The sequence below is a fragment of the Trichlorobacter thiogenes genome, assembly GCF_900167465.1.
Classification (GTDB): Bacteria; Desulfobacterota; Desulfuromonadia; order Geobacterales; family Pseudopelobacteraceae; genus Trichlorobacter; species Trichlorobacter thiogenes.
The window spans coordinates 497,878-517,823 of record NZ_FUWR01000001.1 but is presented as its reverse complement, the minus strand read 5'-3'; the positions used below and the strand labels follow the sequence as shown (position 1 = coordinate 517,823).

The 19,946-nt window shown below is 53.9% G+C and carries 23 protein-coding genes; 9 read left to right on the top strand and 14 right to left on the bottom strand.

The window, feature by feature from the left end; translation table 11 throughout:
• Nucleotides 1-15 precede the first annotated feature (15 nt).
• From B5D39_RS02510 to B5D39_RS02500, 3 genes are all read right to left on the bottom strand, one after another.
• Entirely contained in the window at nt 16-387 is a 372-nt protein-coding gene (locus B5D39_RS02510; protein ID WP_078788805.1) for a hypothetical protein, read from the bottom strand.
• A gap of 220 nt (nt 388-607) precedes the next feature.
• The gene (locus B5D39_RS02505; RefSeq protein ID WP_078788804.1) at nt 608-898 is read right to left on the bottom strand and encodes a YciI family protein; all 291 of its coding nucleotides are present in this window, start codon (nt 896-898) and stop codon (nt 608-610) included.
• A gap of 29 nt (nt 899-927) precedes the next feature.
• Nucleotides 928-1,860 (bottom strand): NADPH-dependent FMN reductase family protein, encoded by a 933-nt coding sequence (locus B5D39_RS02500; protein ID WP_078788803.1) that lies wholly within the window; start codon nt 1,858-1,860, stop codon nt 928-930.
• A gap of 139 nt (nt 1,861-1,999) precedes the next feature.
• On the opposite strand from B5D39_RS02500, the gene B5D39_RS02495 reads away from it, so the two are divergent.
• The 5 genes from B5D39_RS02495 to B5D39_RS02475 all read left to right on the top strand — a co-directional run bounded on the left by B5D39_RS02495 (nt 2,000) and on the right by B5D39_RS02475 (nt 4,130).
• Entirely contained in the window at nt 2,000-2,593 is a 594-nt protein-coding gene (locus B5D39_RS02495) for an RNA polymerase sigma factor (protein WP_078788802.1), read from the top strand.
• Entirely contained in the window at nt 2,590-2,949 is a 360-nt protein-coding gene (locus B5D39_RS02490; protein WP_078788801.1) for a DUF3619 family protein, read from the top strand. The genes B5D39_RS02495 and B5D39_RS02490 overlap by 4 nt, the downstream gene beginning before the upstream one ends.
• Nucleotides 2,936-3,208, top strand: a complete 273-nt coding sequence (locus B5D39_RS02485) for a hypothetical protein (RefSeq protein ID WP_078788800.1) — start codon at nt 2,936-2,938, stop codon at nt 3,206-3,208. The genes B5D39_RS02490 and B5D39_RS02485 overlap by 14 nt, the downstream gene beginning before the upstream one ends.
• Nucleotides 3,198-3,707, top strand: coding sequence for a DUF3106 domain-containing protein (locus tag B5D39_RS02480; protein ID WP_078788799.1), 510 nt, complete (start codon nt 3,198-3,200; stop codon nt 3,705-3,707). The genes B5D39_RS02485 and B5D39_RS02480 overlap by 11 nt, the downstream gene beginning before the upstream one ends.
• Before the next feature lie 90 nt (nt 3,708-3,797).
• The gene (locus B5D39_RS02475) at nt 3,798-4,130 is read left to right on the top strand and encodes a hypothetical protein (protein ID WP_078788798.1); all 333 of its coding nucleotides are present in this window, start codon (nt 3,798-3,800) and stop codon (nt 4,128-4,130) included.
• Nucleotides 4,131-4,375: 245 nt separating this feature from the next.
• Here B5D39_RS02475 and B5D39_RS02470 read toward each other — a convergent pair whose 3' ends face one another.
• The 6 genes from B5D39_RS02470 to B5D39_RS02445 form a co-directional block, all read right to left on the bottom strand.
• Nucleotides 4,376-5,563, bottom strand: coding sequence for an MFS transporter (locus B5D39_RS02470; RefSeq protein WP_078788797.1), 1,188 nt, complete (start codon nt 5,561-5,563; stop codon nt 4,376-4,378).
• 8 nt (nt 5,564-5,571) lie between these two features.
• The gene (locus tag B5D39_RS02465) at nt 5,572-6,579 is read right to left on the bottom strand and encodes an aldo/keto reductase (RefSeq protein WP_078788796.1); all 1,008 of its coding nucleotides are present in this window, start codon (nt 6,577-6,579) and stop codon (nt 5,572-5,574) included.
• 2 nt (nt 6,580-6,581) lie between these two features.
• Entirely contained in the window at nt 6,582-7,103 is a 522-nt protein-coding gene (locus tag B5D39_RS02460) for a MarR family winged helix-turn-helix transcriptional regulator (protein WP_078788795.1), read from the bottom strand.
• A gap of 401 nt (nt 7,104-7,504) precedes the next feature.
• Nucleotides 7,505-8,245 (bottom strand): hypothetical protein, encoded by a 741-nt coding sequence (locus B5D39_RS02455; RefSeq protein WP_078788794.1) that lies wholly within the window; start codon nt 8,243-8,245, stop codon nt 7,505-7,507.
• Between the two features lie 186 nt (nt 8,246-8,431).
• On the bottom strand, nt 8,432-10,237 hold the full coding sequence (locus tag B5D39_RS02450; RefSeq protein WP_078788793.1) for a serine hydrolase domain-containing protein: 1,806 nt from the start codon (nt 10,235-10,237) through the stop codon (nt 8,432-8,434).
• 13 nt (nt 10,238-10,250) lie between these two features.
• A complete protein-coding gene (locus tag B5D39_RS02445; protein WP_078788792.1) occupies nt 10,251-10,565 on the bottom strand; it encodes a hypothetical protein in 315 nt (104 codons plus the stop codon).
• A 139-nt stretch (nt 10,566-10,704) separates the two neighbouring features.
• Here B5D39_RS02445 and B5D39_RS02440 point away from each other — a divergent pair, with 139 nt between their 5' ends.
• Together B5D39_RS02440 and B5D39_RS02435 are read left to right on the top strand one after the other, a co-directional pair.
• Complete coding sequence (locus B5D39_RS02440; RefSeq protein WP_078788791.1) at nt 10,705-11,196, top strand: DUF2975 domain-containing protein; 492 nt, start codon at nt 10,705-10,707, stop codon at nt 11,194-11,196.
• Between the two features lie 9 nt (nt 11,197-11,205).
• On the top strand, nt 11,206-11,418 hold the full coding sequence (locus B5D39_RS02435; RefSeq protein WP_078788790.1) for a helix-turn-helix domain-containing protein: 213 nt from the start codon (nt 11,206-11,208) through the stop codon (nt 11,416-11,418).
• 114 nt (nt 11,419-11,532) lie between these two features.
• Here the strand turns inward: B5D39_RS02435 and B5D39_RS02430 are convergent, their stop codons facing one another.
• From B5D39_RS02430 to B5D39_RS02415, 4 genes are all read right to left on the bottom strand, one after another.
• On the bottom strand, nt 11,533-12,435 hold the full coding sequence (locus B5D39_RS02430; RefSeq protein WP_078788789.1) for a pirin family protein: 903 nt from the start codon (nt 12,433-12,435) through the stop codon (nt 11,533-11,535).
• A 21-nt stretch (nt 12,436-12,456) separates the two neighbouring features.
• Nucleotides 12,457-12,915: a hypothetical protein gene (locus tag B5D39_RS02425; protein WP_078788788.1), complete on the bottom strand. Its 459-nt coding sequence runs from the start codon at nt 12,913-12,915 to the stop codon at nt 12,457-12,459.
• A 499-nt stretch (nt 12,916-13,414) separates the two neighbouring features.
• On the bottom strand, nt 13,415-14,503 hold the full coding sequence (locus B5D39_RS02420) for an alkene reductase (RefSeq protein WP_078788787.1): 1,089 nt from the start codon (nt 14,501-14,503) through the stop codon (nt 13,415-13,417).
• 34 nt (nt 14,504-14,537) lie between these two features.
• Nucleotides 14,538-16,874 (bottom strand): PAS domain-containing hybrid sensor histidine kinase/response regulator, encoded by a 2,337-nt coding sequence (locus tag B5D39_RS02415; RefSeq protein WP_078788786.1) that lies wholly within the window; start codon nt 16,872-16,874, stop codon nt 14,538-14,540.
• Nucleotides 16,875-17,115: 241 nt separating this feature from the next.
• Here B5D39_RS02415 and B5D39_RS02410 point away from each other — a divergent pair, with 241 nt between their 5' ends.
• A complete protein-coding gene (locus tag B5D39_RS02410; protein WP_244161328.1) occupies nt 17,116-18,408 on the top strand; it encodes a putative DNA modification/repair radical SAM protein in 1,293 nt (430 codons plus the stop codon).
• 188 nt (nt 18,409-18,596) lie between these two features.
• Nucleotides 18,597-19,346, top strand: coding sequence for a TIGR03915 family putative DNA repair protein (locus tag B5D39_RS02405; RefSeq protein WP_078788784.1), 750 nt, complete (start codon nt 18,597-18,599; stop codon nt 19,344-19,346).
• On the opposite strand, the gene B5D39_RS02400 is transcribed toward B5D39_RS02405, so the two are convergent.
• On the bottom strand, nt 19,336-19,845 hold the full coding sequence (locus B5D39_RS02400) for a hypothetical protein (RefSeq protein ID WP_078788783.1): 510 nt from the start codon (nt 19,843-19,845) through the stop codon (nt 19,336-19,338). The genes B5D39_RS02405 and B5D39_RS02400 overlap by 11 nt on opposite strands.
• Between the last annotated feature and the right edge of the window lie 101 nt (nt 19,846-19,946).

The window sequence follows — 19,946 nt, the reverse complement described above, 5'->3', positions numbered from 1 at the left end:
TCCCACGACAGATTCTTAAGTGTACTCGTTCGGATCAAATTCATCTGGCATCTTTGCCCCCATTCGCCTTGATATTTCCATAGAAAGCCAGACTATTCGATCAGTTATTCTCTCAAAATCAGCTTGAGTCAGTTGTTTCTTGTATTCCACCCTTACCTTTCTGTTCTGGGGACTAGAATATTTAACTACAAGCATGTTTCCCAAGTCATCTCCCGATACTCGACCATGCGCCAACGCGTCCCGCAATTCAATGAGTTCTGAAAAATCTATCTTGCGGTCATTTTCCTGAAGATTATTAAAAGCAGTACAAAGTGCTTTAAATGCTCGATAGTCCGTAATCGGATTTTCTGGTAATTCATCTCCTATTTCAGCTCGGCTATACTTCAAGAAATCCTTCTGATCGCAGCCTGATTTTTTGTATAAATATAAGCGTAAAAACAACTCTATGCTGTTAAAAGACTGCAAAAGTGTCCAAGTTTGTAAATATAGCTAGTTACATTATTAAACGCACAAGCATCCGTAGGATTCATAACACACCCTTTTTGTCTAATGCATTATTAACCGGCTCACATATGCACCTACACGGCCGGTGTTTTTCCCAAACACCCTACAAACTCAAAAACCAGGCATACTCCGGCCCGGTCCGGTTCGGCTCAAATTCAGTGACCTCATAGCTGGCAATCTTGTGTTGGTTAAACGGGTCTTCCAGCAGGATCGCATCAAGCTGCTCCCGTGTAACTCCGGTGGCCAGGATAATCCCGCCAGTACGGGGTACTTTGCGACCAGAGGCGATAAAGGTGCCTTGGCTAAAGTAACGGTCAAGAAAGGCAAGATGGTCGGCCAGATGCTGGTCCACCACCTCCAGCGGCTGTTGGTAGGTTACGGATACGATGAACATCGGTTGTTGCTCCTTTGGGTATTGTTAAGCTACTCAACCACCTCCCACGTGCCGGTCGGTGTACGCACCACGGTCAGGCGGGGTGGATAAAGGGTATACAGGGCCATGGCAGCACACATCTGGTTTTCATCACCTTTGATCTTCTTAAAAGCGGCACGGTTAATCGGATGCAGCGGGCTGCCAGCTTTGCCCTGCAGCAGCAGTTCAGGGGCATTGGTAATAACCGTTTCAAGTTGTTCTAGCGTGGGTGCCTTAACCCGGATCCCCACTTTGTAGGCATTTTCCAGGCATTTGGCCTTTTTCATGGCTGGTACGGTCAGGTTGGGCTGTTTCTCCAGCAGTTTGTAGGCAGCAGCAAAGTTGGGTTTGAACAGTGTGGCCCGCTCTTTCAGCAGGGCAATCAGGCTGGCCTTGTCTGCCGGGCTTACTGCGGTGATTGGTGGATAATGGTGCCAGGCATGATCAACCGCAAAATCAGCAGTAAAGCCCCGCTCAAACACCACTTTGCCCTTGACCGGGCGCTCTTCCTTGCCGGTACCACCATAGTTGGTGGCAGTGCTACGACCCGCACCGTCATCAGTACGGGTTTCCTTGTCAGTTACTTCCGACCAGGTAAATCGGGCCAGATAGGGCTGGCTCGGGTTTGCAGGGGTAAACTCGACCCGAATGCTGTTGGCACCTTTACGCAGACCCGACCCCATTGAACTGGCCAGTATCCAGACCGCCGGAGAGATCTCCCGTTCTTCAAACAGCACTGGCAGATCCCGCTTTTCAAGTTCCTGTTCCGCAAGCACCTGATTGTTGAGATAGACCACCGCCTTACCCGGTATGGTGTCCACCTGCTTGGCAGTGGGGTCAGCAGGAGCAAAATAGGGGGTAAAATTGAACTCGACATTGATGACAGCGGCAGTGGCGGGCAGGGAGGCAAGTAGCAGACAGACAACCAGGAAAAGGATACGCATGGGAGAGCCCTCCTATAAGGTGAGATAGCTGATAATACCGCAGTAATCCGCTGAGTCAAACAGGGAACCCGGCCATTGCGGCTTGCCTGATATAAAATTACGAATGACCGGCTGAAACCTGTCAACCATTTCTGCCATAATGCGTTATAGAAGACAGATCAGGTTACAAGCATCAAACAGGGAGTATTTTCTGGACACCACAGCACGGCTCAATCTCTATCTGGCTGATGTGGAAAAGCGGGCCTTCCGCATGGCCCGGTTTGCCATGGGCACTGATGATCAGGCGTTGGATGTTGTCCAGGATGCGATGCTTGAGTTTGTCCGACGCTACCGTGACAAGCCTGATCAGGAGTGGCCGCCACTCTTTTTCAAGGTGCTGCAGAGCAAGATTACCGATGCTCATCGCCGTCGTTCTGTACGGATGCGGTTTATGGGCTGGCTTGGCGGTAACCGCCAGGATGATGAAATTGATGATCCCTTTCAGGAAGTAGCTGATCCGCGGGAAGAGACTCCCTTACGGTTACTGGAACAGGCACAGCTGGGGGAGCGTTTGGAACGGGTTATCAGTGAACTTCCGTTACGCCAGCAGCAGGCCTTTCTACTTCGATCATGGGAAGGGCTGGACGTAGCGGGAACCGCCCAGGCCATGGGCTGTTCAGAAGGAAGCGTCAAGACCCACTATTTTCGGGCAGTACAGGTATTGCGGCAAAAGTTGGAGGAGTATCAACCATGACAACCTATAAACAGGATGATCCAATGATCAGCCAGATCAAGCAGGAGCTGGATGCCGGGCTTGATCAGCTTGATCCCTCAATCACGACGCGGTTGCGTGAAGGTCGCACCAAGGCAATGGCCCAGGCAACCAAAAAACCGTTTGCAGTATGGGGGTTCCTGCGCCCCCAGCGGCTGGCCGGTTTTGCCACCGCAATCATGCTGCTGATCCTGATCTCCCACTGGCATCCATCACGCCCTGGTATACCGGAAAACCGGATTGATGAGATGGAGTTGCTGGCACACCAGGGGAGTCTGGATATGTACAAAGATATGGATTTTTATGCGTGGCTGGCAAAGACCGATGCGACGCACTAGCCTGATCTGTCTGGCATTGATTGCGCTGCTTCCTGCCACTGCCCGGGCCAGTGGCGAACAGTTGCCGGATGCCGAGTTTCTGGAGTTTCTGGGCAGGTACGAAACCAGCACCGGCAAGGCAATAGATCCGCTTCAGTTTGCTGAACAGGACACTGACCAACAGAAAAAAGAGCAGGATGCCAGATCAAGACAAGCTGATCGGAAAAAACAGCTGTATTCACGCAAGAAACCACAGAAGGATCAAGATTATGAAAAATAAATTTCTGCTGACTACCGTTGTAAGCGTCAGTCTGCTGATGGCAACAGGCTTGGCTCAGGCCCGTGAATGGGAAGAGATGACGCCAAAAGAGCAGCAGCTGTTGAAGCCGTTTGCCGACAAATGGTCCACTCTTTCACCTGAGCAAAAGGAAACCCTGCAGCGTGGCGCAGCCCGCTGGCAGCAGATGACGCCTGAAGAGCGCCAGGATGCAAAAAAGCGCTTTAAGCAGTGGCGTGAGCTTCCTCAGGAACAACGAGAGCAGATCAAGCAACGCTTCAAGGAATTCCGTCAACTCCCACCGGGAGAACAGGAAAAAATCCGCGAACGGTTCCGCTGGTTCAAGCAGCTACCTCCTGAAAAGCGGCAGGAACTGCGTAAGCAATGGCAGAGTATCCCGCCGGAAGAACGCAAGAACATCCGTCAGAACTGGAAGGGCATGTCTCAGGAAGAACGACGTGCAGTGCGTCAGAAACTACGCTCCCGGCAGGGGCAGGAATAAAAATCACCGGTAGCAGATTTAGTGTCAACCAAACCAAATCGTATCCGTTGTAGAGAGCAGGCAGGAAACAAAACCTTGAAGGAGCGGATTATGTCTAAAATCACCCTGGCTATTTGTATCACCGTTGCAGCAGCACTGTTTGCCGGTTCAGCCTTTGCCGGCACCAATGACCCACGTATTGATCGGAGACAGGAGAAACAAGAGCAACGTATTGAGCAAGGGGTACAGAGCGGTGCCTTGACACCGAAAGAGGCAGGCCGCCTGGAAGCCCAGCAGGCGCGTATCGCTCAAGAAGAAGCACGGATGAAGGCAGACGGCAACCTGACCAAGGCAGAGCGGGCCAAGTTAGCTCACGATCAGAACCGGGCCAGTAAAAACATCTATCGTAAAAAGCACAACAATCGGACTGCCAATACACAGTAATTACCGTTTTGCAGTTCATTGCCACCAAAAGGGCCGCTTCAGAGCGGCCTTTTTCTGTTACACAGAAAAGAGAGGATCAACCCTTAAAACGGCAGTTACTCACGCAAAGCCGCAACGCTCGCAACGAAAACCAAACAGTTACAGAAACATTCCGTTTTACCCACTTGGTAAGAGGCTCGGTTTATACAAAATGTTGTTTTTATGCGTAGCGTCGTTGCGCCGTTGCGTGAACTGCTTTTTTCAGGTCAACTGCTGCTCCTGCGAAGGGTAAGCGGCTTGTCCATCAACAGCAGAAACAGCAGCATGGTCAGCAGCGCAATGACACCGGCAACGGCAAAGCCGGTGGGGTAATCCACCCACTTGAAGGCGATCCCCATGGCGGTGGAACCGGTCATCAGCCCCAGGTAGATACAGCTGTTATACATCCCCATGGCCAGCCCCCGCTGCGCCGTGGGGACCTGCTCAACAATCAACGCACTGATGGCGGTAAAGGTAAAAGCCATACCAACCCCCATTCCAATCGCATAGACCACCATCCAGAACAACTGCGTGGCCTGTCCCAGGGCTGGCAGGGCAAGGGCCAGACAGAACAGACCTGCTGCAACCAGCAGACGGCGGTCAATCCGGTCGGCAATCATGCCGATCGGTACCCTGCCCACCACATTGGTGATGGCCTGGGCAGCAAACACCAACCCTACCTGGGCAGGATCAAGGCCGTGGGATGCAGCAAAAAGCGGCAGAAAGGTAATAAACAGCCCAAAGCCGATACAGCTGCCAGCGGTTGCCAGCAGACAGGCCCGCAGGGGACGATTGTGCAGCAGGGTCAGACTGGCAGCAAGGGCAGCGTGCAGTTCAGTCTTGTGACGTGGGGCGGTGCGGGGTAGCGTTAACAGCGCAAGCAGTGCCATGGTTGCAAGCATAGCACCAGAGACAAAAAAGACGTTGCGCAGGCCAACCGTCTTGGCCAGATAACCGCCGGATGCCGGCCCCAGGGTCATGGCAACATAAATGGCGGTGGTGTACCAGCCATAGGCCCGACCAAGCCGATCAGGCGGTACAATATCTGCCACCAGTGAGAGCATGGCAGGGGCAAAGGCTGCCAATCCGGCCCCAAACAGCAGATAGGCTGCTGCCATCTGGAGCGGAGAACTGCACTGGGTTACCAGCAGCGAAGAAACAGCGGTTGCCAGAATACCACCGATCACCGGCTTGGTACGGCCAAGCCGGTCCACCAGCAGGCCGGCAGGGATGGACAAAACACCTGCCGTCACCATGAAGGCGCCGTTGATCAGCCCCACCTGAGCCGGACCTGCCCCCAGCGTTGCCGCAAACAGCGGCAGCACCGGCATACGCAGGTACGAACTAAAAAAGGTGGCTGCCCCGATCAGGCAAAGTATCAGAAACGAAGCCTTGCCATAGCCTGCTTGAGTCATAAACGCGATTACCGGTTCAAAAACGCCATCATGTAGGCTGGATACCGTTCACCACTGGCCAGGCCACAGGGGAAGACCGCAGCAATCTCTGCTAACTCCTCTTTTGAGATCATCACCTGCGTGGCAGCGACATTCTCCTCAAGATATTTCCTGCGCTTGGTGCCGGGGATCGGCACAATATCGTCACCCTGGGCCAGCACCCAGGCCAGGGCCAACTGGCCCGGCGTGATCCCTTTCCGCACAGCAATCGCCTTGATCTTTGCCACCAGATCAAGGTTCTTCTTGAAGTTTTCACCCATAAAGCGGGGTGAATTGCGGCGGTAGTCATCGGCCGGGAAATCATCCGGACTCTTCAGCTCTCCGGTCAGAAAGCCCCGTCCCAGGGGACTGTAAGGTACCAGACCGATCCCCAGTTCACGCAGGGTGGGCAGCACCTCATCCTCTGGGTCGCGTGTCCAGAGCGAATACTCATTCTGCAGGGCACTGATAGGGTACACGGCATGGGCCCGTCGAATGGTTGCCGGGCTGGCTTCTGACAGGCCGATGTAGCGGATCTTACCGGCCTGCACCAGATCAGCCATGGCGCCGATGGTCTCCTCAATCGGTACCTCGGCATCCACCCGATGCTGGTAGTAGAGATCAATGCAATCGATCCCCAGGCGCTTTAACGACGCTTCGCAGGCGGATTTGACATACTCCGGCTTGCCGCTGATGCCGGTCACCGGTGCCCAGCCACCGTCGGCAGCTGCCTGGGCGCTGCGTAAAAGGCCAAATTTGGTGGCTATGACCACCTTGTCCCGCTTGCCCTTGATCGCCTTACCAATCAGCTCTTCATTGGTGAAGGGACCGTAGGCGTCCGAGGTGTCCAGAAAGTTCACACCCAGCTCCAGTGCCCGATGGATGGTGGCGATTGACTCTGCCTCATCACGCTCACCGTAAAAGTCTGACATCCCCATGCAGCCCAGGCCCTGGGCTGATACGGTTAATCCCTGTGTTCCGAGTTTTCTTTGTTTCATGTTTATGCTCCTTCGTTGTCTACTGTGCGTAAGCTTTCCAGTCCTGCACGGACCTTGGTCAAGAGCGTCTGAAGCTGCGCCCGTTCTGTTGGATCAAGCATTGCCATAATCCCGCTCAAACGCTGGTAATGCTTGGGCAGGAGCTTATCCAGCAATGCCTGACCGGTATCGGTGATCTCCACCACAAAGGCGCGACGATCCTGCTGATCAGCTTCTCGGGTAATCAGTCCGGCATTCAGCAGGCCATCCACCACGCCGGTCATGGTGGCGCAGGAAACACCTGTCCCCTCTGCTAGTTGCGATACCTTCAACCCGCCGGGATTCCGCATCAACAGGATTAGAACAAAAAACTTGCGTTGTGAAAGGTTGTAACGGGCAAGAAACTGGTCCAGATCAGCCATGCAATCGCCTGAAACCCGCATCAGGGAAAGCCAGGTCTCAAAGGCAGGGATCTCCAGCATCGGGTAGCGTTGCGCAAGTTTGGCAATGGTGGTGCTGTCAGGAAGGTCCAGAATATCAAACATAAAATGTCCTTGAGTATTTATTTAGTGCATTTATATTTAGCTGACTAAATAAATTTGTCAAGCATCATGTTAAAATCATGTTCTTTGATGTCAGCACAGCAAGGAGTTGCTGGTGCAAATTGCCTTAATGGCCCCTCCGGTGCCCCTCCGGTTTTGGGCGGATCTGGCTTTGGGGCTGGAAATTCAGTTTTGCATTTGGCTTGATTTTCCTCATTGGAATGAGGCTGGGGGCACGTAGTTCAAGCGGCAGTGACGGTAGTATCTATCCTGATGTGTAGTGCTTTTTTACTCCTATTGATTAAGGTGCTGCTTTTACGCATAACGTTTGAATTGATAGACCTGCGCGAAAAACCGCGCAGGCCCCCTTAAATTGAAGCGTTGGGCGACTTCATTTCATATTTTCAACGCCTGCTCACGCAATCGCGTAACCAGTTGCGCGCCTTTAGTCCACTATGCCATTTGCCGCTAACGAGCGTCTTTCCATTCATGGCAACCGTATAATCTTGGATATCTTCAATGGATTCGATCAGTGCCTTCGTGGATGGAATAGCAAAGAGAATTACCCCGAATTTACCGTCCCAAGGGAGGTAGAGGTGATAGGCCTGAACCGTCTGCGTCTCACCGGATTGGGTCAGGCTGACCTTGACCTGATCAGGCTTGCTAGGCTTGGGCACACCCGTGCCGAAAAATCCGATGAATGTTCCTTTCGTGCTGCCATCCATATCAATGAACATCACGCCATTGCGCAGGCTCATGAAAGTCGCCTGACAAGCCTTCACTCGTTCATCCGGTTTTGATTGATGAAAGTCCCAGCGCTCCAGCTTTTGTCTTGCTTCCTCCGCTTTACTTTGGTCATACTTTTTTGCCGATCTTACAAAATCATCCCACTGCGCTGGAGACCATATCCGGGTTCGCTGTTCATACATCATCTGCTCGCGTTGTTTCTGTCTTTCCAGCATATGATCATACGGAACGCAAGAGCCGGGAGGCATGTACTCCGGGTTGCAAAATGTCACTGCCTGGGCGTCCTCCGGCACGAGAAAGACGGATAGCCATACCATTACCAACAATCCGATGCCATTCGACAGGCATCTCTTCATGACTGAGAACAAAAATTGGCAGTCGCTCTTTGTTTTTTCCATAAAATCCTCACTTAAAAATAGTGAATAGCCGACTCGTAATTGACCGGCTCACGCACGCGCGCACATGAACCGGCAGCTTGTTTTTTCTACTGGCGGAAGAATGACGCTGGTCAGAATACAAAATGACGTAATCAACAAATACTAGCATTGCACGGAGCTATGCAACTGCCAGTTACATTCGGATTTTTACTTCACCCGTTCAAGTCGGTAGCCTGCAAAAACAAGCTGTTCCTGCCCGTTTTCCCTGATCACCCGGATGGTTTCACCGGCACCGCGCCAAAGCCCCGCGACTATCGCTTCGTTGTCGGAAACCGGTCTGATGACCTGACAGACTTTGGCCTTCCCGAATTCAAGCAAGGTGTAGTCTAGCAATAGCAGACCATCTGCCACCCGCAGGGTAATCTCATCGGCAAACGGCGTGTCGTTACCCAGGTTGGTGATACGATAGCTGCCCAGCCGTTGCTGCCAGGCCACTGACAACGGCACCGGCTTGACCTTCTCGCCAATGACCAGCTCTACATTTTGATCCGCTACCGTCAGCAGTTCATGGCCATCCACCAGGGCACGACCAACACCATACTGGCCAAGTTCCCCCAGGTTAATCGGAAACAGCCCCAGCAGGCGGTACTGCAGTTGCAGTTTTGTATCGCTGCGGGGCACCAAACGGAAGGATTGGCCTATCAATGATGCCTTAAGATAGTCGCTGGCTGCCTCCAGTTTGCCCAGTCCGGCCTGGGTGGCGTAGCTGCCTTGATAGGCCTGCAGTTCTTGGCTGCTCAGATAGTTGCCGGTTGGCAGCTGCGGACGATCCGGCTGTGTGCGGCCGGTCTTGATCTCCAACCCGAGCTTCAGCGCTTCAGTGGCAATCGTGTTCACGCTTTGCTGGGCAGCATCGGTGTTGGACAGCACCACCACCCCCAACTTGACCTCGGGCAGCACCACCAGCTGGGCACGGTGGTACAGGGTAGCGCCGCCGTGATGGGCAACCGTACCGGCCTGCTGGATATTGATGCCACCCAGGCCGCCCAGCATCCAGCCCAGACCGATCCGAAAGCCACGATCAAGGGCAACGCCGCTGTTCTGGGGGGTCAGCATCTCCCGCACGGTCTCCGGCTTGATGATCCTGCGGCCATCCAGTGCTCCCTCTGCCAGGATCATGCGGATAAAGCGGCTCATGTCGCTGACCGAGCTGTTCAAGCCACCGGCCGGGACATCCCGCAATGGTGGTTCCTGCTTCTCAATGTCGTTGCTATAGGCCCTGGCTGCCTGGGCGGTGCGTGGCAACGCATTGGAACAGCTGGTCTGCTGCATGCCCAACGGCTGCAGCAACTGATGCTGCAGATGTCTGCAAAATTCCTGACCGCTACTGTTCTGCACTGCCAGCCCCAGCAGCGTCATACCCAGATTCGAGTAGGACAAAACCGTGTTGGGCGGAAACGCGAGATACTCATCCCTGATGGAGGTCGGTAGCGTGCTGATCGGCTGAGGATCAGTGGTCCACATCCCTTTCAGGTAATCAGACGGTATGCCGGAATGGTGGGTCATGATGCTGCGTAGGGTAATGGGGGCAGTAGTGCCCGAACGGCTGCGCATCGAAAAATCAGGCAGGTACTGCTGCAACGGGCTATCCAGCGCAAGCCCGCCCTGCTCCACCAGTTGCAGGGCACTGATGGTAGTGAACAGCTTGGAAACCGAGCCGATCCGGTAGACCGTATCCGCCGTGGCCGGGACCTTGGCAGCAGTATCGGCAAAGCCGAACCCTTCGGCCCAAACCACCCGCTGATCATCAACCAGGGCAATTGACAGCCCCTGGACATTGTTTTTTGCCATCTCTTTACGGATCAACCAGGCCACATGTTCTTTCAGATACCCGTACTCACCGGGAACCAGGGTTGTTGGCCTGACCGGCGGTGCAGTGGCGCAGCCCGCCAGTATAACGCTGATAATGATAACGAGTGCATAACGGCTTACTGTTGCTGGGATCTGAAGCATAGATGCCTCCCTGTTATGGCTGCGGTGTGGTGGGGGTGCGGGGACGGCCGTCTGTTTCCTTCAGCTGGGCATTGCTTGCTGTACCTATTGCCATATTTTCAAGTACCTGCAGATACCAGGGCCGGTCCTGGGATGGCACAAAGCTGTCCCGTGTGGCAACGTCAGGGCGCTTGGTAAGGTAATCCGGAAGCTCTGCAGGCTGCAGGGCCATGCGGGACAGTTCCGGAGCCGCCGTCCTTCCGCTGTCTATCGTATCTGCTGCATCTGCATCATTAGCCAAAACTGCTGTCAACAGCAGTGCTGCGCCAAGTAGCTGTGTCAGGGACATGGTGGTCCTCCTCAAACAGATTTGCCTTGAAGCAGGCGGTGAGTTATTATGAGTAGTACAATAAAAAATTATTGTTTTACAATAAAAATTTAGGAGGTGCATCCTGCTGCCTCAACAATTGACAACAAAGAGCCGCATCATGCAGTGGACGGTTGTGCTGCTATGGCTGCTGACGCTGGTGATTGCCGTACTACGCTGGTCAGCACCGCAGATTGTTGCCTGGCTTCCTCCAACCCTGGCAACGCAGGTCGGGCCTGCAGGCCTGTCTAGCGGTGTCAGGATTGCAGGTTTTTTGGTGGAACTGCTTCCGCTTGTAGCTGCCGCATATGCCCTGGCAGCCCTGTTCCGGATCTGCAGCGCCTATGCCAAGGGAGAACTGTTCCGACGGGAAACCGGCGTTCAGTACCGCCGTTTTGGTACCGGTCTGCTACTGCTGGGCGGAGCAAATGCGCTGTACACGGCGACACTTTCCGGATTGCTGTCAATGGCAGTGCAGGGCAAGCTTTCCATTAGCGTGGGATTGAGTACGGCAGACCTGTATCTGCTGATAGTTGGCGGTGCCGTACAGATGCTGGGGGTGGTGATGGATGAGGCCTACCGTCTGCATGATGAAAACAGTCAGATTGTGTAAGGGAGCGCTATGCCGATTGTGGTGAATCTGGATATCATGCTGGCAAAGCGCAAGGTTAAATCCCGTGACCTGGCCGAGCAGATCGGCATTACCGAGGCCAACTTATCACTCTTGAAAAGCGGCAAGGTCAAAGGGGTGCGCTTTGCCACACTGGAGGCGATCTGCCGTTATCTGGACTGCCAGCCCGGTGATCTGCTGGAATTTAAGGCGGATGAGGAGTAAAGGCCGCATGGCAGCCCCGCATCCACTCCGGCCTCCGTGGGCTGGTGAGCCATAAAACAGTTACGGGCGTCTGGTTATGGACGCCCGTAGTTCTCAACAGTACAGCATGCTAATCTACTTCACAAAGGTGCCGTTATGGTACTCTTCAAAGGCGATACGCAGCTCTTCGCGGCTGTTCATCACAATCGGCCCCTGCCAGGCAATCGGCTCACCCAGCGGCTTGCCGACCAGCAGCAGAAAGCGCACCCCCTGATCGCCGGCAGTCACCCGAATGCCCTCCCCCTGGTGCTCATACAGGATGGTTGTCTCGGGACCAAAGGAGCAGTCCCGCTCCAGATCCAGCCAGCCTGTACCGGCATAGTCGTAGGCATAGGGATCGCGACCCTGATCAAAGTAGCCCTGACCGTGCAGCAGGTAGGCCACCACGGTGTAGCCATCGGTTACGGCATGTTCAAAGACGGCACCCGGAGGCAGGCGTACATCCAGTAGTTCCGGGTCGGCCAGGATATCCTGTACCGGTCCCTGCACACCAGCCACCTTTCCTGCAATTACCTTGATGGTGACCCCGTTCTCCAGGGTTACTTCGGGGATGATGGCAGCCGGGACATCACGGTAACGGGGTGCAATCATCTTTTGGCTGGCCGGCAGGTTGGCCCAGAACTGAAAGCCCCACATGGTGCCGCTGGGACTCAGCTTCGGCATCTCCTGATGGATGATGCCGCTACCGGCGGTCATCCACTGCACGTCGCCCGCCCCGATCACCCCGCTGTTGCCCATGCTGTCGCCATGTTCCACCCGCCCCTCAAGGATGTAGGTGATGGTCTCGATCCCCCGGTGGGGGTGCCAGGGAAAGCCGGCCAGATACTCGTCCGGGTTAGCGGTATGAAAATCATCCAGCATCAGAAACGGATCAAACAGTGGCAGTTGATGGTAACCAAAGGCCCGCTTGAGGTGGACACCGGCCCCCTCAATGGTTGGAATACTTTTAAACACCTTGCTGATGGAACGTGGCGGCATGCTTGATCACCTCATCACAGATTACGCCTTCAGCAGGCGGTAGGGATCGGCCCTGGTCAGCCAGATGCTGTCAGGGTAGCCGGCTGCCAGCTGGTCGTAGATGGCGATCAGGTTGGTGACATCATGAGTTTCGATATAGCGTGAGACGCCGTGCAGGTAGACCGCCTCCGGGGCCTGGGGGCTTGCCGGGTAGCGGCTGATGATATCGCTGAAACAGTCACCGGCTGCCGGACGGTCAGGCTGGTTGAAGCGGGCCTTGCCGATGCCGAGCAGCAGCGAGGAGATCAGCTCCTGCGGCGGATAGAAACCAAGTGTGCGATACTGTTCCACCCCTTCTGCGTCGAGGATCAGCAGGGTTGGGGTCCACTTGACCCGGTAGCGCGGCCCCAGCACAGGATCGGCCGCTGCCAGCCGCAGGGGAATCAGGGTGTTGTTTATGAAGCCAATCACCTCGGCATCGATGTACGCGACCGCGTCCATCTGTTTGCAGCCAATTCAGTTGGGGTTGAAGAAATCGGCAAAGATCAGTTTGTTTTCTGACCGGGCCCTTTGGAGCCCCTCCTCAAATGATTCAATCCAGGCAATCTTTTCCATAATGTACTCCTTTTGTTGGTCCACTCAGGCCGTTAATTTGACCACAATTATTGTCACCTGTGACCTCTGAAATCAGGCCATGGCTATACTACAGCAGTATTAAAGCCACATCTTAGAGCTCCTGCAGGCATCTGTATGCAATGCAGATGCCTGTTTAGTCGCAGGAATAATCAAAACTAACGGTTGAACTTGACAAAATGGGAAGGGTGGTGAGAGAGCCTGGTTGGTTGTTATGGGTAGCTGGCAATCAGAACAGGCTGTTGGTTCAGCCAGGATATGGTCTCATGCTGAGATCTGGTTTCATATTGAGACCGCTTGTGAGAAATGCGGTAGCCGCAGCTACCCGGTCTGTCTGCGGCTACCGCATTCGAAAAAAACGTACTGCTTACGGCATGCCAGGATAGTCGGTGTAACCAGCTTCCCCCGGTGAATAGAAGGTGGCCTGGTCTGGAACCGCCAGTTCTTTGCCACTTTGCAGACGTGCCACCAGATCCGGGTTGGCAATAAAAGGGCGGCCAAAGGCGATCAGGTCTGCTGCACCACTCTGCAGATCAGCCTCGGCCCGTGCAGCATCATACCCACCAGAAAGGATCACCGCAGCTCCACCAGCTGCACGGAACGCCTGACAGATGGCTTGCACAGTGGCTGGTTCCGGCTTGGGCGCCCCCATGGCAGAGTGATCCACCAGATGCAGGTAGGCCAGCCCCAACCCGCCTGCTGCTGCAGCCAGCGCAACGTACTGTTCCGCAATACCGTCATAGTCACCGCTCATTTCGTTAAAGACACCATAGGGCGAGAGCCGGATACCAACCCGATCAGCCCCGATTTCAGCGATCACCGCAGCAGCCACATCCAGGGCAAACCGGTTGCGGCGGGCTGCATCACCGCCATATGCATCACGGCGCTGATTTGAGCCTGGGTCCAGAAACTGGTTGATCAGATAGCCATTGGCGCCATGCACCTCAACCCCATCCAACCCGGCTGCAACCGCATTTTTTGCTGCCAGTGCATACTCTGCAATGGCCTGCTCAATATCCTTTGGCGTCATCTCCCGGGGCTGGTCATAGGGCTGTTCCCCCTGGCTGTCAGTCCAGATCTTGTTCGCCAGGGTAATTGCCGAAGGAGCCACCAGCTCTGCACCTGCTGGCAGGTTAAGGTTGTTTCCCACCCGTCCGCAATGCATCAGCTGCATGAAGATACGGGCTCCACCCCGGTGAACCGCATCAGCGATCTGTTTCCAGCCCGCAGTCTGTTCCGCTGAAAACGCACCCGGTATCCGGGCATAGCCAAGTCCGTTGGGAGATGGCGAGGTTCCTTCAGTAATGATCAGGCCAGCGCCTGAACGCTGGCTATAGTATTCAACCATCAGGCTGTTTGGCAGATTATTGGTGGCCCGTGAACGGGTCATGGGTGCCATGACGATACGGTTCTGCAGCTTGACAGCACCAATGGTACAGGTTGAAAAAAGTTTCATGGTTGACCTCCTTCTTAACCGGATATTGCTGTAACTATGCTGGGAAATGTCGTTGCAGCTCCTGCAGCAGAACATCCAGGGGAATAGGCTTGATCAGGCAGCCATCAAATCCCTGGTTTGCTACCTGCTCTTTGATTTGAAGCGTGGCATGGCCGGTCAGAGCGACTATCGGGACATGGAGGTTACTGGCCAGTTCCTTTTCCCGGATTATTCCGACGGCCTCAATACCGCTCAAGATCGGCATGCTCACATCCATCAGAATCAGATCAGGATCATGCTGTTCCCATGCCTGTAGCGCCTCCTGTCCATCACGAGCCAGCATGACCGTATGACCAAATTTTTCAAGTAACCTGCTGGTAAACTTCAGGTTTATTTCATGGTCATCAGCAAGCAGAATGCGTAACTGCGGCCCACTCCATTCTGGCAATACTTTGGGAACAGTGGCATCTACACCATCTTCGTCTTGAACTTCACACACGCTAAACGGTGCTATAAGGTGGAATGTACTTCCGGCACCCTCGATACTCTCTGCCCACAACTGACCACCCATCATGTTAATCAGCCTTTTACAGATGGCAAGGCCAAGACCGGTTCCACCGTATTTTTTGGAGAGGGTGGCTTCTGCCTGAGTAAATGGCTCAAAGATTGTTTCAAGCATTTGGGAAGAGATGCCAATCCCTGTATCTTTCACTTCTATCTCAAGCTGCAGTTGATCTTCGTGCTGTTCTTTGACCGCTACAGAGAGCGAAACAGTACCTGCTTCGGTAAATTTAACAGCATTACCAAGCAGGTTGAGCAACACCTGTTTGAAGCGGGTCTGATCCCCCTTCAGACAGTCTGGCACACCATCTGGAATATGTACCTCTATCGGTAATCCTTTGGACTGCGCCAGCGATTTCAAAGAGTTAACAACTCCACCAATACTTGATCGCAGCCTGAAATCAATAGATTCAAGCGTGATCTTGCCAGCTTCTATCTTTGAGAGATCAAGCACATCATTCAGCAGTGACAGCAACGTACAAGATGATGATTTGATATCGGCAAGATATTCCTTCTGTTCATTGGTTAATCTAGTAAATTCAAGCAATTGTGCTGTGCCGACAATGCCGTTGAGCGGGGTGCGGATCTCATGGCTCATATTGGCAAGAAATGCACTCTTGGCACGATTGGCAGCCTCGGCAGCCTCTCGTGCCTCTCGTGCCTCTTCTTCAGCCCGCACCCGCTGGCCAATGTCAACAAAGGCAGCCACCACACCGGTTATGTTACCGTTCGTATCCTTCAACGGTACTGCATTGCCATAGACTGAAACCTGGTCACCATTGTCAAAAACAATTTCTTCTTCAAAATTACAAACGGGAACTCCGCTGGTTACCGCCCGTTGAAGTGGCAGTTCCTCAATAGACAACTCCTTGCCCCCATGAAAAACCCTGAAATGGTCTGTATGGGTGCCGGGATTACTTTTTGAGGTATTGGTCCCATATTCCATCCTCAGCATCTCATAGGCGGCATGGTTCCCGGTGATAACCCGACACTGCGGATCATGACTGATCAGAACTGCTGCCGGCACTGCCTGCATGAGTGCTTCCAATTCAGTCAGCCGGGCATGCTCAACTTCAGCGTTCCTTTTCAGCTCATCTTCCGAAGCCTTACGTTTGCTAATATCCCGGACAAGACTGAGCAGAATCCGGTCATCACCAATATCTACCCCGCAGCAGCTGACCTCCACAGGGAAGGTACTACCATCTTTATGGCAGTGTACGGTTTCAAAGAGGATGCCATGCGTATCTGCCTCTTCCATCTGGGAATAAGCAAAATGTACATGATCAGCATCTCTCAAATCCAGAATGGTCAATTTCAACAACTCTTCACGGCTATACCCATAGGTCCTGACAGCAGCATCATTCGCCTCCAGGATACGACCATCTCCTCTGCGAACAAACAGGGCGATGTCACGGCTATGTTTGGAAAGCAGCTCATAACGACGCAGCACATCTTCCGCCTGCTTGACCTTGGTTATATCTTCAGAAAAGATGACTATCCCCCCGACATCACCGGCATTGCAAAACCAGGGACGGATCTCCCAGCGCAGCCACTGCACCGATCCGTCGGCACGTATAAAACGATCAGCATCAGAAGTCAGGGCCTCCCCTGCAAGACAACGACGATGCAGCTCTTTCCACCGTTCCGGTATTTCAGGAAAGATATCATAGTGCGAAATCCCCCGTAGGTTCCGGTCACCTAACTGATAATCAGTAAGCCAACGGCGACTCGCATACAGGTAGCGCATCTCCTGATCAAACATCGCCAGGGCAGCCGGAGCATATTCGACAAAAAGCCGCAACTTTTCTTCATTCATTCGTAGCTGTTCCATCGGCCTTATAATTCCTTGCTCAGTGTGAAGTAATCAATTACCTGGCATACAAAAGAGGCGTAACCGTCACCGCGCAAAACCTGCTTTTGCAACACATCAGAAATCCAGTCTAATATACCGTCAGATAAAGTAAAGTGATTAGGTCGATTTTGCTACTGGCAGCATTAAGTGCCTCAGAATGACCTATCCTGTCACAGGGATATGGTATGCTGCAGCAAGATTGAATAACAGGAGCGTTTTTGTGGCAACCGACCTGATGGACAGGCTGAAAATACTGGCAGACGGGGCAAAGTATGATGTTTCCTGCTCTTCCAGCGGCAGCTCCCGTGCTAACAGCAACGGCGGGATCGGCTCTGCTGCGTCCACCGGTATCTGTCACACCTGGACCAGTGATGGCCGCTGCGTCTCGCTGCTCAAGATCCTGATGACCAACCGCTGCATCTACGATTGCGCCTACTGCATCAACCGCCGCAGCAATGACGTGCAACGGGTAACACTTTCTCCGGCTGAAGTTGCAGAGCTGACCATCGGCTTTTACCGCCGCAACTATATTGAAGGGCTGTTCCTCAGCACCGGCGTGGTCCGTTCTGCTGACTACACCATGGAGCTGCTGATTCAGGCGGTCCGCACCCTGCGGGAACAGTACCGCTTTAACGGCTACATCCACCTCAAGCTGGTGCCGGGGGCTGATCCGCTGTTGGTGCAGCAGGCAGGACTCTGGGCGGACCGGGTCAGCGTCAATCTGGAACTGCCCACCCGTGAAAGCCTGCAACTGCTGGCACCGGACAAGAGCCGTGATGCAGTGATCCAGCCGATGCGTCAGGTCAGCAACCTGATAGTCACCAACCGGGCCGAGCGGAAGCAATCCCGCAAGGTGCCGAGTTTTGCACCGGCCGGGCAAAGCACCCAGCTGATTGTGGGGGCCACGGGTGAATCTGACCGCCAGATCGTGACCCTGTCTGAACAACTCTACCAGCGGCTGGACCTGAAGCGGGTCTACTATTCTGCCTTCATTCCCACCGTGGCAGACACCCGTCTGCCAGCCCGGCCCGAGGCGCCACTGCGGCGTGAACATCGCCTGTATCAGGCAGACTGGCTACTGCGCTACTACGGCTTCTCCGCCCATGAGCTGCTGGATGAGGCCAGCCCCAATCTGGACAGCGAACTTGATCCCAAGACCGGCTGGGCCTTGCGCCACCTGGAGCTGTTTCCGCTGGAGATCAACCGTGCCAGTTATGAAGAGCTGCTGCGGGTGCCAGGGGTCGGGGTCCGCTCTGCCCAGCGGATTATTCAGGCCCGGCGGCAGGGACATCTGGGGATTGACGATCTGACCCGCCTGGGGATTGTCATGAAGCGGGCCCGCTACTTCATTACTGCCCGTGGCCGATATGTCGGAGAGATCAAACTTGAGAATAGCAGCCTGCGCAGCAGGCTGGTGGATGGGCCAAAACAGAAGCGTCCGGTACAGCTGAGTCTTGATTTGGAACAGCCGGTAGTTGATGAAACCGCCAGCCTGATTACGGGTGAGCTGTGAACAACATGAAAGCAATTGCCGCGAAAGAACACAAAGAGCGCAAAATGGCTCATTATCCTAAAAAAGCAGTTGGTTACGCCATGTCATTGCTTCACCTGTAGGGTTGTTCCTTGTTTTTAGGTAACTATTTGATTTTCTCCGCGAGCTTCGCGGCTCCGCGTGAGTAACTGCCGTTTTAAGGATAAAAGATGAACTGTCAGTATTGCTATGATGGCACCTTGGCCGGACTGCTGACTCTTTACGCCCGGTTGCTGGCAGAACGGGCTGTTGTAGAGCGGATCAGTGTCACCCCGCTTGATCAGCAGAGCCTGTTCAACAGCGAAATCAGCATCAGTGCGGATCAGGCTGTGGCAGAGACGTTCTGGCAACGTCTGACCAAACGTCTCTCCGACAATTCACTCAAACTGCTGCGGCGCTGTCTGCTGGCCGACCACCCCCAACAGGAACTGCTGATCTACCACTATCTTCTGCTGGAGGCTGAACAAGGCAGGAAGATTGACGGCATGCTGGCCCATCCACAGGTAGCGCCGGTCTGGAAGCTGTCCCAACAGGTGGCACGAGAGGCACACCGCTACCTGGGTTTTGTTAGGTTCCAGCAGCTGCAGGGCGGGCTGTACTACGCAACCATAGCACCTGACCACCGCATACTGCTGCTGATCGGGGCCCACTTTGCCGAACGGTTCAGTGACCAGCAATGGGTAATCCATGACCAGCGCCATGGTGAGGGGATTCTGTACGATGCTGAAAAGAAGGAATGGCTGCTGCTGCCGATGGAGGTGACAGCCCAACCTGATCTCACACCAGAAGAAGCTCAGTTTCAAGAGCTGTGGCGCAGCTACTTCAGCACCCTGGCCATCCCGGAGCGGACCAATCTGAAACTACAACAAGGTAAAGTACCTTTGAAGACGCGAAGTTGCCTGATTGAGTTTACGGTGTAAGGATGGCGTTCATGTGGGACCGCAGATCGTAACTGGCCGGCAGTGACCCGCAATACAACATGGACTTATATTTTTCGCAGTACATGTGGCGCTGCTGTTTGTCGCCGGAGACCACATCCTTGATGCTGTACTGTATCCACAGCCCCTGACCGTCAGGGAACTGCTGCGCTTTTAAAAGCACTTTAGCCGGATAGGCGCCATCTGCATCCGGTGTGGTCATGATGTTATGTCCGGCAACAAACGGTGTCGGGTGATACTTCACAATTCCGGCAGTTTTGGGTTCAATGGAAATCTCTGAAAACACGGTCTTCTTGCCCAACTGCTTCCGCTTTTCCTTCATCTTGCTGATGGCGATGCTCTCGTTTTCACATCCGGCAACCACAATCTCATGCACGGCATGCACCACCGCCGTATAGGCAGCGGGCAGCGAAGAATCGACCGGTGAGCCAAGGCAGACACAGGCGGGCAATGCTATAAAACGTACAAAGTCTTTTTTCATAGGGATCTATCGGAGAGCTGAGAATTCCTTGTTGTTGGCCTGGTAAGCTGTTTATTGGATACTTTTAACAGAATATGGTGGATTGTCAAATCTGGCAGGCA

Bases quoted from the DNA above. Each gene is read 5' to 3' on its own strand.
- B5D39_RS02420 (WP_078788787.1), bottom strand. From the start codon at position 14,503: ATGAAACTTTTTTCAACCTGTACCATTGGTGCTGTCAAGCTGCAGAAC.
- B5D39_RS02495 (WP_078788802.1), top strand. From the start codon at position 2,000: ATGCGTTATAGAAGACAGATCAGGTTACAAGCATCAAACAGGGAGTAT.
- B5D39_RS02430 (WP_078788789.1), bottom strand. From the start codon at position 12,435: ATGCCGCCACGTTCCATCAGCAAGGTGTTTAAAAGTATTCCAACCATT.
- B5D39_RS02425 (WP_078788788.1), bottom strand. From the start codon at position 12,915: ATGGACGCGGTCGCGTACATCGATGCCGAGGTGATTGGCTTCATAAAC.
- B5D39_RS02465 (WP_078788796.1), bottom strand. From the start codon at position 6,579: ATGAAACAAAGAAAACTCGGAACACAGGGATTAACCGTATCAGCCCAG.
- B5D39_RS02450 (WP_078788793.1), bottom strand. From the start codon at position 10,237: ATGCTTCAGATCCCAGCAACAGTAAGCCGTTATGCACTCGTTATCATT.
- B5D39_RS02435 (WP_078788790.1), top strand. From the start codon at position 11,206: ATGCCGATTGTGGTGAATCTGGATATCATGCTGGCAAAGCGCAAGGTT.
- B5D39_RS02405 (WP_078788784.1), top strand. From the start codon at position 18,597: ATGAACTGTCAGTATTGCTATGATGGCACCTTGGCCGGACTGCTGACT.
- B5D39_RS02490 (WP_078788801.1), top strand. From the start codon at position 2,590: ATGACAACCTATAAACAGGATGATCCAATGATCAGCCAGATCAAGCAG.
- B5D39_RS02475 (WP_078788798.1), top strand. From the start codon at position 3,798: ATGTCTAAAATCACCCTGGCTATTTGTATCACCGTTGCAGCAGCACTG.
- B5D39_RS02470 (WP_078788797.1), bottom strand. From the start codon at position 5,563: ATGACTCAAGCAGGCTATGGCAAGGCTTCGTTTCTGATACTTTGCCTG.
- B5D39_RS02480 (WP_078788799.1), top strand. From the start codon at position 3,198: ATGAAAAATAAATTTCTGCTGACTACCGTTGTAAGCGTCAGTCTGCTG.
- B5D39_RS02485 (WP_078788800.1), top strand. From the start codon at position 2,936: ATGCGACGCACTAGCCTGATCTGTCTGGCATTGATTGCGCTGCTTCCT.
- B5D39_RS02440 (WP_078788791.1), top strand. From the start codon at position 10,705: ATGCAGTGGACGGTTGTGCTGCTATGGCTGCTGACGCTGGTGATTGCC.
- B5D39_RS02400 (WP_078788783.1), bottom strand. From the start codon at position 19,845: ATGAAAAAAGACTTTGTACGTTTTATAGCATTGCCCGCCTGTGTCTGC.
- B5D39_RS02415 (WP_078788786.1), bottom strand. From the start codon at position 16,874: ATGGAACAGCTACGAATGAATGAAGAAAAGTTGCGGCTTTTTGTCGAA.
- B5D39_RS02445 (WP_078788792.1), bottom strand. From the start codon at position 10,565: ATGTCCCTGACACAGCTACTTGGCGCAGCACTGCTGTTGACAGCAGTT.
- B5D39_RS02455 (WP_078788794.1), bottom strand. From the start codon at position 8,245: ATGGAAAAAACAAAGAGCGACTGCCAATTTTTGTTCTCAGTCATGAAG.
- B5D39_RS02505 (WP_078788804.1), bottom strand. From the start codon at position 898: ATGTTCATCGTATCCGTAACCTACCAACAGCCGCTGGAGGTGGTGGAC.
- B5D39_RS02500 (WP_078788803.1), bottom strand. From the start codon at position 1,860: ATGCGTATCCTTTTCCTGGTTGTCTGTCTGCTACTTGCCTCCCTGCCC.
- B5D39_RS02460 (WP_078788795.1), bottom strand. From the start codon at position 7,103: ATGTTTGATATTCTGGACCTTCCTGACAGCACCACCATTGCCAAACTT.